Raw genomic sequence first — 13,574 nt, 5'->3', positions numbered from 1 at the left:
CCAAACCGATGGAGAGCACAGCATGAGAGTCGTCGTCACAGGAGCAGGCGGATACATCGGACCGCACGTGGTGGCCGCGCACGTGGCTCGCGGCGACGACGTCGTAGCGGTGCTGCGCCCAGGTTCGACCGCCCCGCTTCATCCCGACGCGACGGTCGTGCATGCCGACGTCCTGGCGGAAGATCTGGATCTGGGTGTCTTCGGGAATCCCGACGCCCTGGTCCACCTCGCGTGGAAGGACGGCTTCGCCCACAACTCCTCCGCCCACATGGGTCAGCTGTCGGCGCACTTCCGGTTCTTGACGGGAGCGGCGCAGGCCGGCGTGCCGAGGATCGCAGCGCTGGGGACGATGCACGAGGTCGGGTACTGGGAGGGACCGATCGATGCCGCCACCCCCACCGACCCGTTGTCGCAGTACGGAATCGCCAAGGATGCGCTGCGACGGTCCCTTCCCCTTGCATTGGCGGACACCGGCACCTCGCTCGCATGGCTGCGGTGCTACTACATCTACGGTGACGACCGGCGCAACAGATCGATCTTCGCTCGTCTGCTCGAGGCCGTCGACGCAGGCCGGTCAACGCTTCCGTTCACAACCGGCCGAAGCAAGTACGACTTCATCCGGGTGGAGGAACTCGGCCGACAGATCGCCGCTGTCACGCACTCGGACGTCACCGGTGTGGTCAATTGCTCCAGCGGCGTCCCGGTATCCCTCGCAGACAAGGTCGAGGAGTTCATCACGGAGAACGCTTTGCCCATCTCGCTGGAGTACGGCGCTTTCCCCGACCGCCCCTACGACTCGCCCGCCGTCTGGGGAGATGCCACGGTCATCCGACAGATCATGAGCGGTGACGCTGCTCAGTAGCCGCTGGGCACCGCCGGGGCGTTGACCAGATGACGCTCCGCCAGCTGAACGATGACCACGTCCGGCTGATACTGCTCGACGAGGTCGTTGAAATTCGGCGGGGTCGACCAGTTGTCGAACCGATGCTGCACCTGCCAGGTCTGCGCGTACTGTTGCTGCCAGAACGGCGAGAGCGCGTTTCCCATGGAGTCGCGGAGGATCAGAGCCCTCTGCGACGAAGGCGCCTGCGAGTTGAGCGTCGACGCAGGCAAGCGGTTGAGGTCGAGCGCGGAACCACCGGGTGCGATCGTGACCTCGCCGGTGTTGTCGGTGATCTCCACCTCCGGCAGCTGTTCCGCGAACACGGGGGCGGTCCAGTCCTGGCCCAGCCCAGGGACGCCGTAGGGCGCGTATTCGTTGAACTCGCCGACGATCTGGACCCCCTCCACGGGCGGCACCTGGATGGGATCGTCCTCGGGGTGGAGAACGGCGTTGCAGTCAGCGAAGGTCTGCCAGCCGATGTAGCCGCCCCAGTCGGTCCAGTGGCTGTTGACGGGCGAGTACACGGCGTTGCCCTGGCTCGCCTCGCGCAGATCCTGTCGGAAATCCACGATCGGCAGATCGGGGGACGACGCGAGGAACTGATCCAGCGGCGTGGACCCGACGATGCCGTCGGTCCACTCCGGCAGCTGCTGCGGATACACGCTGCCCGCGGAGGGGGTCACCTGAATGGTCAACGAGATCCCACGATCCGCCAGGGCGGTCGAGACCGATTCGAAGTAGTCGTGCCATGCACCGGCTTCGGCTGCCGACAGGTACCGCCTGCCGATCGATTGTGAGAAGTTCTCCTCGATCTGGTCGTTGTAGAACGCCCATCCGTCTCGGCCGAGCACCACGGGGCCGGACAGATCGGCCGCGTGCTGCTCCCAACGCGCTTCGGCTTGCCCGTCCGAATCGATCCAGGGCTCCTCTCCGGTGCCTTCGACGGGCGGTCGGCACACGTCGTCGACGGCACCGGTCGAGGGAGTGGGTTGCGTCGCCGCGGTGGGTGCCGGTGCCGCCTCGGCCTGGTCGATTCGATACTGCGTGACCCAGCCCACGAGCGCGGCGAGCAGAGAGAGGATCCCCAGGCTGATGAGGGGTACGTTGCGGAACGGGCGCCACCACTTGGGCGAGGGGACCTGAGCTCCGTGGACGACATCGGGACCCGCGCCTGTCATCGAACGCCCCCCGCCACCATCGGCTCCTTGCCGGAGACCGGCTCGGGGCGATTGATCCACCCGGTGAGCCGCTGGCGTTGAGGTCGACTCACGTCCAGGAAGCGCAGGAGCCATCGCGGCGTCCAGTCCTTCAGTTGGAGTGCGGGCCGCTCCACGAGATGCCAGGACAAGTACGCATATGCATGGCATCCCGCGACGATCACGAGGTGGTAGATGAACCACCCGTGGTCCTGGAGCCCGAAGTAAGCGACGAACTGCATGAGCGGCCAGGCGACGATGTAGATCCCGTAGGAGAAGTCACCGTGCTTGTCCCAGTTCTTGAGCTTCTGGACGCGGATGGCGAACCAGATCAGCACGTAGCAGAAAGCGTACTGGCCGAACACCAGCCAGCCACCCTTGGCGTAGGTGAAAGCCGCGATGAGCGCGCATGCGATCGCGAGCCTGTCGTCGATCGGGATCCGGTCGCCGTACAGCGCGAAGAGGATGCCGAAGGCGAACGGCGCGAGCAGGAGCAGTACCCTGAAGTCGCCCAGCGCGGGGGTGAACGCGGCGAGATCCCCGATTCGGAACCACTGCATCATGGCCAGGGCGATGATGAAGAACGCGATCAGGCCACCGATCATGCGGTGCGCGAGCGCACCCACCACGCCCAGGACACCCACCAGGATGTAGGCCCCGAACTCAAAGGCCAATGTCCATGCGGAGCCGTTCCATTCGAATCCGCCGTGATCGGTGAAGAACGGGATCGACGTGCCCATGCCTGCAATGCCGTGCTGGACGAGCGGGAGCCACATGTTGTTGGAGAAGTAGGTCAACGGCGAGTCCACCGTCGCCGTCCAGAACCCGTCGATGCTCCCCTGCTCACGGATCCAGGCGATCGGAGCCAGCACGAACGCCGTCACCAGCAGGATGAGGAACCACGCCGGATAGATGCGCATGATGCGCCGCCAGAAGAAGCGCGGCGTCGACGATCTGCCCATCTTGCTGCGTGTGATGAGGAAGCCCGAGAGGAAGAAGAACCCGGCGACCGCGACGCCACCGAGGGACTGCTCTTCGCTCCACTGAGTCCCCAGATCACGACCCCCGTAGAATCCCGCGAGAGGGCCGGCATGGCTGAAGATGACCATGAAGGCCATCAGCCATCGCAGGAACCCGATGCTGTTACTCCGCGGGTTGAAGGAGTCTGCGAGGCTACGCATCCGCCACTGCACCCCGGTCCCGGCGCACGAGCTTGCGCAGCGCCCGGTACACCGTCCGCGCCGGACGATACAGCCCGAGCACGAAACGTCCCACACGCGGGTGGTAGACGGTGAAGAAGATCTTCAGCAGACCCAGACCCCCGCCCAGCCCCCACTCACCCATGATCGGAAGCAGGTGCGCCTGATCCACCGCATACGGGGGCACATAAGGCCCCACGACGTTGAGCTTGTATTCGAGTGACGTATAGCTGATCGCTGCGTGTTCGGGCGTGAGCGTCGACTTCACGTAGTAACCGTGTGAGCCCGCAGCATAGGCAATGAGACGCTCCTGCACGTGAGCGAGTGAGCCGTCGGTGTGATCCGAGGGCGGCGAGTACATGCTGTAGCGCCAATCGACGTCGGTCATCTTGCGCAGGGCCTCGGGCCGCGCGATGAACATCGCCCCATAGGGAGCGACCGGCGCGGTGTCGTCGAGCGGCACATTGATACCCAGCTTCTTGGCGAGGGCCTTGGCGCCGGGCTTGTTGCCGTACCAGCCACGCCCCATCGTCGCGAGCCCCACGTGAACGAGAGGCGGGAAGACGACGCCGAGCTTGCTCTCCTTCTGGAACAGCGCGACGACGTTCGAAGCGAACGCCGAGGTTCCCAGCAGGTTCTCCAGCTGCTGCCGCTTGAAGTAATACCCGTTGTTGACGAGGTTCTGGACCGTCTTCTTCGAGTGGATCTTGACGACGAGGTCGTAGTCGTCGCTACGCAGCACGTCCTTCGCACCGATGAAGAACGCCGACAGATCCCTCCCGCGGTTGGAGGGCAGCACCCGCACCTCGTACTTCTGGACCTTGGGGTCCGCGCGCCGGTCGATGATGGTGCGGATCTCGCGCGCACGCCCCTCGTCGGTCGTGGTGACGATCAAGTCGAACCCGCTGGGAAGGTTGGAGAGGAATCCGAGCAGCTCCTCCGTCATGTCGACGTAGAAGATGTGCACGATCGCCACGATGCGCTGCGGCTTGCCTTCGTCGTAATCCGAGTGGCCGTCCGGCAGGACCTCCAGCAGGGCCGCGTTGGTGTACAGCGCGCGCGGTTCGCTGGTGCGAGCCAGGTTCGGCAGGATGAGGTCGCGCGAGTACCCATAGGACTCCGCTTTGTCCAGGAACCAGCGCGGGACGATCGAGTGGCGGTCCTGGAAGACGGGAGTGTGGAAGAAGGGGCGCCGCTTCAGCAGCGGGCATCCTTCGTCCAGCAGCTGCCCGGCGAACTGGAAGGTCGGGTGGGCATCGCTGTACGCCTCGTGCGAGAAGGCGGTGTCCCAGTACCAGCCGCGTGTGGCGAAGTGGTCGGTGAAGACGGATTCGTGCTTCAGGACGGAGTCGAGGTAGGTGGTCATCGCGGGCATGTTCGCCCAGTAGTCGCGCCAGTCCTGGCTCTGGAACATCGACTTCCGGACCGCGATCCAGTGCGACTGGATGTGCGCCTTGAGCTCACCGTGATGAGTGAACGGATTCGGCTTGATCGACCCGTGGGTGGTGAGCCCCCAGAAGTCGACGTCCTCAGCGTCCATCCGCTCGAAGACCGGCTCGAACGGGCGCACGGGCCCGTACCAGGTGTAGTTCATGAGGATGAGCTCGTCGTACTCGGCGAGCCGTTCCTCACCGAATTCGGCGAGCGCGGCCTTGTACCCGCCGACGTCGAAGCCGGTGTTCTCCCGTTCCCAGACGGTGTCGGCGACCGCGTCGAGCTTCGCCTTGCCTTCAGCATTCACGGAGCCGTTCACGATGACGAAGATGTGCTCGGCGAAGGGCCGCAGCCTCTCGAGCTTGTACGGGACGTAGTCGTCCACCACCCCCTCGTGATCGAAGAAGAGGTAGAAGATCACCCGCTTCCCGCCGTCGGGGAAGCGAGTGGCGGGTGCGCCTTCGCGCGGTCCGATGTCGAACGTGGGCACCGTGTTCCTTGTCTCGTCTTCTGCAGCGCGCCGTCTCATCGTGCGTCCAAGAGGTTGAGGAGGTAGGCGCCGTAACCGCTCTTCACGAGCGGGGCCGCCCTTTCGCGCAGTTCATCGTCACTGAGGAACCCGAGTCGCCATGCGACCTCCTCGGGGCACCCCAGGGAGAGCCCTTGGCGCTTCTGCACGGTGCGCACGAACTCGGTCGCCTCGCTGAGGGAGTCGAACGTGCCGGTGTCGAGCCAGGCGGTTCCGCGCGGCAGCAGTTCGACGCGCAGCCGTCCTTCTTCCAGGTATCGGCGGTTGACGTCGGTGATCTCGAGCTCGCCCCGCGGCGACGGCTTGAGCGTCTTGGCGATCTCCACGACGTCGTTGTCGTAGAAGTAAAGCCCCGGCACGGCATAACTGCTCTTGGGATGGGCCGGCTTCTCCTCGATCGAGGCGACGCGCATGTCCTCTCCGAACTCCACAACACCGTAGGCCGTGGGGTCGTCGACCCAATACCCGAAGATCACGCCACCGTCAGGCGATGCGAACTGGCGAAGACGGGTGCCCAGCCCCTGACCGTAGAAGATGTTGTCCCCGAGCACGAGCGCGACCGACTCGGAGCCGATGTGCTGCTCCCCCAGGACGAAAGCCTGCGCCAGGCCGTCCGGGGAGGGCTGCTGCGCGTAGGTGATCGAGACACCGAAGCGGGTGCCGTCCCCGAGGAGGCGTTCGAACTGATCCGCATCGTGCGGCGTCGTCACCACGAGGATGTCGCGAATTCCCGCGAGGATCAGCGTCGACAGTGGGTAGTAGATCATCGGCTTGTCGTAAACCGGTACCAGTTGCTTCGACACCCCGAGGGTGATGGGGTGGAGCCGTGAGCCGGTTCCTCCGGCCAGTATGATCCCGCGCATGCTGTCCAGTCTCGCCGATCGGAGGCGCGCTCGCCAATCGCCGGGGCGAGGCACAGCGGTCTCTCGGCGGCGTGCCCACTAATCTGGAGCAATGCGGAACCTTCTCGTTACGGGTGGCGCCGGTTTCATCGGCTCCAACTTCGTGCACCACGTCCTCAGCAACACCGACGACAACGTCACCGTGCTCGACAGCATGACCTATGCGGCCAACGCGGCGTCCCTCGCGGGGTTGCCAGAGGATCGCATGCGTCTCGTTCGGGGCGACATCGCGGACCGCGCACTCGTCGACTCACTGTTCGACACGCACGATGCCGTCGTGCACTTCGCAGCGGAATCGCACAACGACAACTCCCTGTCCGATCCCTCGCCGTTCATCCACACCAACCTCGTCGGCACGTTCACGTTGCTCGAAGCAGCCCGCCGGACGGGCATCCGCTACCACCACATCTCGACCGATGAGGTGTACGGGGATCTCGAGCTCGATGAGCCGACGCGGTTCACGGAAGACACGAAGTACAACCCCTCGAGCCCTTACTCCTCAACGAAGGCCGGCTCGGACCTTCTTGTGAACGCCTGGGTGCGCTCGTTCGGTGTGCGCGCGACCATCAGCAACTGCTCGAACAACTACGGTCCGCGTCAGCACATCGAGAAGTTCATCCCGCGGCAGATCACGAATGTGATCGACGGTGTCCGGCCGAGACTCTACGGAGACGGGCGGAACGTGCGCGACTGGATCCACGCTGACGACCACTCGTCCGCCGTCCTGACGATCCTCGAGTCCGGCGAGATCGGGCAGACCTACTTGATCGGCGCAGACGGCGAACGCTCCAACCGCCAAGTGGTCGAGGTGATTCTCCGCGAGATGGGCCTGCCCTCGGACGCATACGACCTGGTCACCGACCGTCCCGGCCACGACAAGCGGTACGCGATCGACTCGACGAAGCTCCGCACCGAACTGGGATGGTCTCCCACATACACGGACTTCGAAGCCGGGCTTGCCGACACGATCCGCTGGTATCGGGACAACGAGGACTGGTGGCGCCCCGAGAAGGAAGCAACCGAAGCGAAATACCGGACAACGGGGCAGTGACGATGGAATACGGGAAATCCCTTGCCGCCCAGGAAACCTCCATTCCGGGGCTGATCCTCTTCGACCTTCCCGTCCATGGCGACAACCGGGGCTGGTTCAAGGAGAACTGGCAGCAGGAGAAGATGCGTTCGGTCGGGCTGCCCGACTTCCAGCCGGTGCAGAACAACATCTCGTTCAATCGCGCCGCCGGCACCACGCGAGGCATCCACGCCGAGCCATGGGACAAGTACATCTCGGTGGCCACCGGCTCCGTCTTCGGCGCATGGGTGGATCTGCGGGAGGGGCCCAGCTTCGGTCGCCTCTTCACGAGCGTCATCGACGCGTCCCGAGGGATCTTCGTTCCGCGCGGTGTCGGCAACGCCTTCCAGACGATCGAGGACGACACCGCCTACAGCTACCTGGTGAACGCGCATTGGCGTCCCGACGCCGACTACACCTTCCTCAACCTGGCGGACGAGACGGTTGCCGTGCCCTGGCCGGTCCCGCTCGACCGCGCGGAACTGTCGGACAAGGACCGCCTGCACCCTCGGCTTGCCGACGTGCGGCCGATGCGCCCCTGAGCCGGGCCGCCATCTCCTTGCGCGCCGCAAGACACCGTGCGCCGGTCCACCGCACGGGGGTGCGCGCTGTATAGCCTGGTGGGATGAATACTGCCGCGCGGCATCGGGTTCGCCGATACTCCCTGTCGGCGGTCGCTGTCGTGCTGTGTGCCGGCTTCGTGGGGTGCGCCGCTGAACCCGCACCCGGTGCGACCGGGAGCAGCACTCCCATCCCGCCGGCGCAGTCCGCCTCACCGACGTCGGCGGCACCCGCGCAGCCCGGTGAGACCGCGGCTCCGCCGCCGGTCACAGCTTCCCCCACTGCTCCGGCCGGGCTCGCGCCCGTTGACGTTGTCCTCACGACTGTGGACGTCATCGACGGCGCCATCGAAGCGACCGGTATCGTCGGCGCCGCGCCGGAGGCAGGCGGGACGTGCACGCTCGAGGTACGACGCGACGACACGTCTCACACGGCGGCGATCGACGCCACCAGCGGGCCTCAGACCAACTTCTGCGGCGTCATGACCATTCCGGCGAGCGTGTTGTCGCCGGGGACTTGGGACCTGACGCTCACCTACACCTCCCCGACCTCTTACGGTCGTGCCGACAGCGAAGTGAGCGTCCCGTGAGCGTCAGAGAGCATCCCGCCCCGCGGCGGCACATCAGGATCATGTCGCTGCTGGTCGCCTTCATCGCAACGATCGGCCTCCTCGTCCCGCTCCCGAGCGAGCCGGCGGCTGCGGCCGATGCGTCGGACTGGGACGCTGGGCACATCATCGATGATCAGGTCTTCTACGACTCGAACGGGATGACCGCGACCGACGTCCAGACGTTCCTGAACGGGAAAGTGCGCACGTGCGCCGACGGATACACGTGCCTGAAGTCCTACGCCCAGTCCACCCCCACTGTCGCGGCCGACTCCCACTGCAGGGGGTATGTCGGCAATCCTCGCGAGACCGCGGCTCAGATCATCGACAACGTCGCCCGTTCGTGCGGCATCAACCAGCGCGTGCTGCTGGTGTTGCTTGAGAAGGAGCAGAGTCTGATCACGGCCACCCGGCCGTCGGCGTGGAGCTATCAGGCCGCGACCGGCCAGGGCTGTCCCGACACCGCACCGTGCGACCCGAATACCGCCGGCTTCTTCTACCAGGTGTACTACGCCGCTCGCCAGTTCCAGATTTACCGCGCCACACCCAATTCGTGGGGCTACCGCGCCGGCCGCACCAACAACATCCTCTACTCGCCCACGGTGTCCTGTGGCACGAAGCCGGTGTACATCCACAACCAGGCGACCGCAGCGCTGTACATCTACACGCCGTATACGCCCAACGACGCCGCACTGCGCAACCTCTACGGCACCGGCGACGGCTGCTCGGCGTACGGCAACCGCAACTTCTGGCGCCTCTTCACGGACTGGTTCGGCGACCCCCGCAGCTTCACCGTGCACCCCGGATTCGCGGACTACTGGAACACGCAGGGCGGCGCCGGCGGCAGCATGGGCGCGCCCGTGTCGTACGCGGTCTACGTCGAGAACAACGGCGAAGGGTGGTACCAGCGCTTCGAGCGAGGCACGCTCTACGGCAGCTTCTGGGGCGGAACGGTGTTCATCGCGAACGGGGCGACGCTGACGGAGTACAACAGACAGGGCGGTGCCACGGGCGGCCTCGGCTTCCCCAACGCCCCGATCGCCTGTTCCAGCGGGTCCCGCTGTGCGCAGTCCTTCGTCGCGGGGTCGATCTCCTCGACTGCCGCGTACGGCGCCCACGCGATCTGGGGCGGAGTCAACGATCATTGGCGGGCTTCCGGCGCGACAGACGGCTCGCTCGGCGCTGCACTGAACGACATGGCCTATCTCGAGCGTCCCGACGGCGTTGCCTGGATACAGCACTTCGAACGCGGCGTGCTTGCTCAGAGCGCCAGCGGCTTCCACCTCACGCCGTACGGCGCGTTGCTGGACGAGTGGATGAGCACCGGCGGTGCCAGCGGCTGGGTCGGCTGGCCGACGACCGACTACTCCTGCGTCGCGGACCGATGCGCACAGACATTCGCGGGCGGCGTCGTGACGGTTGACCCGACGTGGGGTGCCCATATCCTGAGCGGCTCCATCGCCGCGGACTGGCTGCGACGCGGCGGCCTGTCGTCCATGGGACCCGCATTCAACGACATGCGTACGGTGAGCGCCGGAGGCGGGGGCTGGGTCCAGAACTTCGCAGCGGGGATACTCGCCCAGGGCACCTCGGGGGTCCGCGCGATCCCGTACGGCGCGGGACAGCGCTTGTGGTCATCGAGCGGTTCCGAGGCGGGGCCGTACGGCTGGCCGCGCACGGAACGTTCATGCACGGCGTCCGGAGACTGCGCTCAGGAGTTCGACGGCGGAGTGATCACCGAGTCTCCCGCGTGGGGCACCTACGGGGTGTTCGGCTCCATCGCCTCGTCGTGGCGCAACGGCGGCGGACTCGCCACTTTCGGTCCGGCACTGAACAGCATCCGTTACTCCGACGCCAACGGCGGAGGGTGGATCCAGCACTACGGCGCCGGGATCCTCACGCAGAACTCGAGCGGACAGCCTGTCTTCACGCAGTACGGCGCGATCCTGTCAATGTGGTACACCTACGGCGGCGAGATCACCTGGCTGGGGTGGCCCGCCGCAGCACAGACGTGCGATGCGAACGGCTGCACGCAGCAGTTCCAGCACGGGGTGGCTCGGTCGGACCAGCGCGGTTACGTTTCGTTCACACGCGAATAGCAGCGCCTGAGGCGCGGCGATCATCGCCGAGACGGGCTACAACTCGGCGTGCAACTGCCAGACCCGCTCCGCAGCTCCGAGCCATGAGAACGCCCGGCCGCGGTCGCCTGCCAGCACGGCCAGCCGCGCCCGCGCGGCATCCGAGCCGAGGGCCTGCGCCAGGCCCGCGGCGAGAGCGTCGCCCGACGCGTCGACGAGCAGTCCCCCGTCGACGATCACCTCACGGTGCACCTCGCAGGCGGCCGCGACGACCGGGGCACCGACAGCGAGGGCCTCGACGACGAGCCACGGGAACACCGTGAGGGTCGAAGAGGCCAGGACGGTCGCGGCGCCTCCCAGCACTGCGGCGCGGTCGGCGGCATCGAGCCGCCCTCGCACGTGAAGGTGCGCTTCGGGCAGGCCCGCCGCGCTCGCGATGTCAGCTACCGCCGCGGCGCCCTCCTCGGTCACGTCGGTGACCACGACGGCGAGGTCGCCGCCGGCACGTGCGGCTGCGGCGAACGCAGCGTCGAGCCCATCGCGCCGCCCGCCGTCGATCAGCACGTACTGCGCGGGAAGCTCCAGCGCACGGCGGCGCCCGACCTCATCCGTCGGCACGGCGAAGCCGGCCGGGGCAGCGCCGGCGATCACGCGGATCCGGTCGCCGAGCTTGGCGAACTCGGCCAGGCGTTCGGCATGCGCGTGTGTGGGCACGACCACGGCATCGGCGTGCTTGGCCGCACGCTTGAGCATCGCCTTGTGCCACATCACACTGCCGCGAGGCAGCTCGTCCGGCGCCTCCCACGGGGTGAGGTCCCACACCGTCACGACGGTCTGGTCGTGGTCATACGCGCGGTCGTGACGCACGAGCGGCGCCATGAGGCTCGGCGAGTGGATCATGCCGCCGCCGGCTCCCGTGGCGATGCCCAGCTGCCAGGATGCCGCGAGCTCGCGGCGCCCGAGGGGGGCGGTGTCGATGCGGGCGATGCCCGGGAGCTGACCCCGCAGCTCGGCGACCGCCTCGTCCGGCGCCGCCGGCACGAGAGCGGCGACCTCGCAACCGGACGGCGCGGTGCGCACCAGTGCTGTCGTGAGCTCGCGCGACGCCTCGGCGAGGTCGCCGGCCGGCTGGACGAGGGCGTCCAGCACGACTCGCAGTGTCGTCGTCATCGCTCAGCCCTCCGGAGCCGGGGTGGGTGTCGGCGGGTGGAGCGTGGACTGCATGATCTCGCGGATGTAGTCGTAGTCGGGTTCCTCCGGGTCGATACCCACCCCCTCGGGGGTGAGCTCGAGCGAAGCCATCGGCTGCTCCTTCGCCTTCAGCGCCAGCTCGGCGAAGTAGGGCAGCATCGACTGCGGCAGGTCGGTCTCGATGAGGTGCCGACCGGCGCCCAGGATCTCATTGATGCGCGTGAGCACCGTCACCGGATCGAGCTGGGCGAGCATCGCCTGCTGCAGCTGCCGCTGGCGCTGCATGCGATCCCAGTCGCTGGTGGTGTAGCGGGAGCGGGCGTACCACTGAGCGGTGTCGCCGTCCATGTGCTGCTCGCCCGCCTCGATCCAGCCGGTCGCCCAGTCATCGACCGGCTGACCCTCGTAGGCGGGACCGCCGCCCTTGGGCAGCCGTTCGGCGACCGTGATATCCACCCCGCCCAGCGCGTCGATGAGGTCGGCGAAGCCGTGCATGTCGACGAAGACGTAGTACGGGATCTCGATGCCAAGGATGCCCTCTGCGGCATCCTTGGTCGCCTCCACGGCCGGCGAGGAGCCGTTGTCCTCGGCGTCCGGGTAGAGACCGGTGCCGTCGCGGCACACCTCGACGGCGTTCATGAGCTGGTTGATGCCGGCGCTCCACCCGCAGGTGGGGTCGCTGTGACCCTCGAAGCCGTCGGGATACAGGTCCTGCATCGGGCCTGCCGAGAACGGCGGGTTCTGGATGTCGCGCGGGATGCCGCTGATCGTGACCGCGCCGGTGTCGGCGTTGATCGACACGACGGAGATGCTGTCGAACCGCATCGAGTCGCGGCCGTCGCCGCTGTCGGCACCGAGCAGGAGGATGTTGTAGTGGCCGTCTGAGGGCGGCACGGTGGGGCCGCTCTGTCCGAAGAGACTGCCGAGCGTGTCCCGCGCGGTGCCCACCGAGACAGCGGCGTAGGCCGTGGTCCCACCGGCGACCACGAGCAGCGCGACGGCGAGCGCCGCCACACCGAACCTGGCCGCCTTTCGCACGCGCACCAGGCGCACGAGTCGCAGGGTGTCGACGGTCAGCACCACCCACAGCACCACGTACGCGAAAAGGATGAGCTGGACCAGGGTGAGCGCGAACCAGTTGGTGCCGATCCAGCCGATCGGTGCGCGCCACAGCAGGGCCGAAAGCACGGTGAGCACGAGCAGGACCCACATCGCGAGGGTGGCCGCAAGTCCCACGCGGCCCAGCCGGCGGTTGCCCGCCACCACCTGTGCCGACCCCGGCAGCAGGAAGTTGAGCACCACGAGCCACCAGGCGCGGCGGGTCATCACGTCGGGCGATGCGGCATCCGGATGCCGCATCGGTCGGTCCTGCACGAGTGCGGACCGCGCCGACGTCGGCCTGCCGGCGCTGGCGCGCGGCGGGCTGCTCACGCTCACAGCGACTCCTTCAGCCGCCGGTTCTTCTCCTCGACCTGACGTTCGAGGTCCAGGGCGAAGCCATCGATCCGGTCGGCGAGCCGGCTGTCGCCGGTCGCGAGGATGCGCGCGGCGAGGAGTCCGGCGTTGCGGGCGCCGTTGATCGAGACGGTGGCCACCGGGATGCCGGCGGGCATCTGCACGATACTCAGCAGCGAGTCGAGGCCGTCGAGGGTGGCCAGCTGCACGGGTACGCCGATGACGGGGAGCCCGGTGACGGAGGCGAGCATGCCTGGTAGGTGGGCTGCGCCGCCGGCGCCGGCGATGATGACCTTCAGGCCCCGCCCCCGCGCCTCACGGCCGTACCGGATCAGCTTGTCGGGCGTGCGGTGGGCCGAGACGACCTCGACCTCGTGCGGCACGGCGAATTCGCTCAGCACCTGGGAGGCATCGCTCATGACGCGCCAGTCGGAGTCGGAGCCCATGACGACACCGACGAGGGGTTCTTC

11 protein-coding genes and 1 pseudogene are annotated in these 13,574 nt (G+C 67.1%); 5 read left to right on the top strand and 7 right to left on the bottom strand.

What is annotated here, in order from left to right:
- The first annotated feature begins 22 nt into the window (after positions 1–22).
- Positions 23–862, top strand: coding sequence for an NAD-dependent epimerase/dehydratase family protein (locus NQ151_RS13395; RefSeq protein ID WP_257528391.1), 840 nt, complete (start codon positions 23–25; stop codon positions 860–862).
- Here the strand turns inward: NQ151_RS13395 and NQ151_RS13390 are convergent.
- From NQ151_RS13390 to rfbA, 4 genes are read right to left on the bottom strand one after another with little or no spacing between them, the layout of a single operon-like run.
- Positions 856–2,061, bottom strand: coding sequence for an alginate O-acetyltransferase AlgX-related protein (locus NQ151_RS13390; protein WP_257528390.1), 1,206 nt, complete (start codon positions 2,059–2,061; stop codon positions 856–858). The genes NQ151_RS13395 and NQ151_RS13390 overlap by 7 nt on opposite strands.
- Positions 2,058–3,260 (bottom strand): acyltransferase family protein, encoded by a 1,203-nt coding sequence (locus tag NQ151_RS13385; protein ID WP_257509371.1) that lies wholly within the window; start codon positions 3,258–3,260, stop codon positions 2,058–2,060. The genes NQ151_RS13390 and NQ151_RS13385 overlap by 4 nt, the downstream gene beginning before the upstream one ends.
- Entirely contained in the window at positions 3,253–5,202 is a 1,950-nt protein-coding gene (locus NQ151_RS13380; protein WP_257528389.1) for a rhamnan synthesis F family protein, read from the bottom strand. The genes NQ151_RS13385 and NQ151_RS13380 overlap by 8 nt, the downstream gene beginning before the upstream one ends.
- A gap of 35 nt (positions 5,203–5,237) precedes the next feature.
- Entirely contained in the window at positions 5,238–6,104 is an 867-nt protein-coding gene (gene rfbA / locus NQ151_RS13375) for a glucose-1-phosphate thymidylyltransferase RfbA (protein ID WP_257509369.1), read from the bottom strand.
- A 91-nt stretch (positions 6,105–6,195) separates the two neighbouring features.
- Between rfbA and rfbB the strand changes: the two genes are divergently transcribed.
- From rfbB to NQ151_RS13355, 4 genes and pseudogenes are all read left to right on the top strand, one after another.
- On the top strand, positions 6,196–7,194 hold the full coding sequence (rfbB, locus tag NQ151_RS13370; protein ID WP_257509368.1) for a dTDP-glucose 4,6-dehydratase: 999 nt from the start codon (positions 6,196–6,198) through the stop codon (positions 7,192–7,194).
- Positions 7,195–7,196: 2 nt separating this feature from the next.
- Positions 7,197–7,745, top strand: a pseudogene (locus NQ151_RS13365) (dTDP-4-dehydrorhamnose 3,5-epimerase family protein); the annotation flags it as partial.
- Positions 7,746–7,837: 92 nt separating this feature from the next.
- A complete protein-coding gene (locus tag NQ151_RS13360; protein ID WP_257509367.1) occupies positions 7,838–8,362 on the top strand; it encodes a hypothetical protein in 525 nt (174 codons plus the stop codon).
- Complete coding sequence (locus tag NQ151_RS13355) at positions 8,359–10,479, top strand: LGFP repeat-containing protein (RefSeq protein WP_257528388.1); 2,121 nt, start codon at positions 8,359–8,361, stop codon at positions 10,477–10,479. The genes NQ151_RS13360 and NQ151_RS13355 overlap by 4 nt, the downstream gene beginning before the upstream one ends.
- Positions 10,480–10,515: 36 nt before the next feature.
- Here the strand turns inward: NQ151_RS13355 and NQ151_RS13350 are convergent, their stop codons facing one another.
- The 3 genes from NQ151_RS13350 to purE are packed head-to-tail and all read right to left on the bottom strand — an operon-like array spanning position 10,516 to position 13,550.
- Positions 10,516–11,628: a glycosyltransferase gene (locus NQ151_RS13350; protein WP_257528387.1), complete on the bottom strand. Its 1,113-nt coding sequence runs from the start codon at positions 11,626–11,628 to the stop codon at positions 10,516–10,518.
- 3 nt (positions 11,629–11,631) lie between these two features.
- Complete coding sequence (locus tag NQ151_RS13345) at positions 11,632–13,086, bottom strand: LCP family protein (protein ID WP_257528386.1); 1,455 nt, start codon at positions 13,084–13,086, stop codon at positions 11,632–11,634.
- Positions 13,083–13,550 carry a 5-(carboxyamino)imidazole ribonucleotide mutase gene (gene purE / locus NQ151_RS13340; RefSeq protein WP_257528426.1) on the bottom strand — a complete coding sequence of 156 codons (468 nt, stop codon included), beginning with the start codon at positions 13,548–13,550 and terminating at the stop codon, positions 13,083–13,085. Before purE ends, NQ151_RS13345 begins: the two co-directional genes overlap by 4 nt.
- Positions 13,551–13,574 lie beyond the last annotated feature (24 nt).

It is taken from the genome of Microbacterium sp. zg-YB36, from assembly GCF_024623575.2.
Classification (GTDB): Bacteria; Actinomycetota; Actinomycetes; order Actinomycetales; family Microbacteriaceae; genus Microbacterium.
Note: the sequence above shows the minus strand (reverse complement) of the source record. Positions and strands in the feature narration are given on the sequence as shown.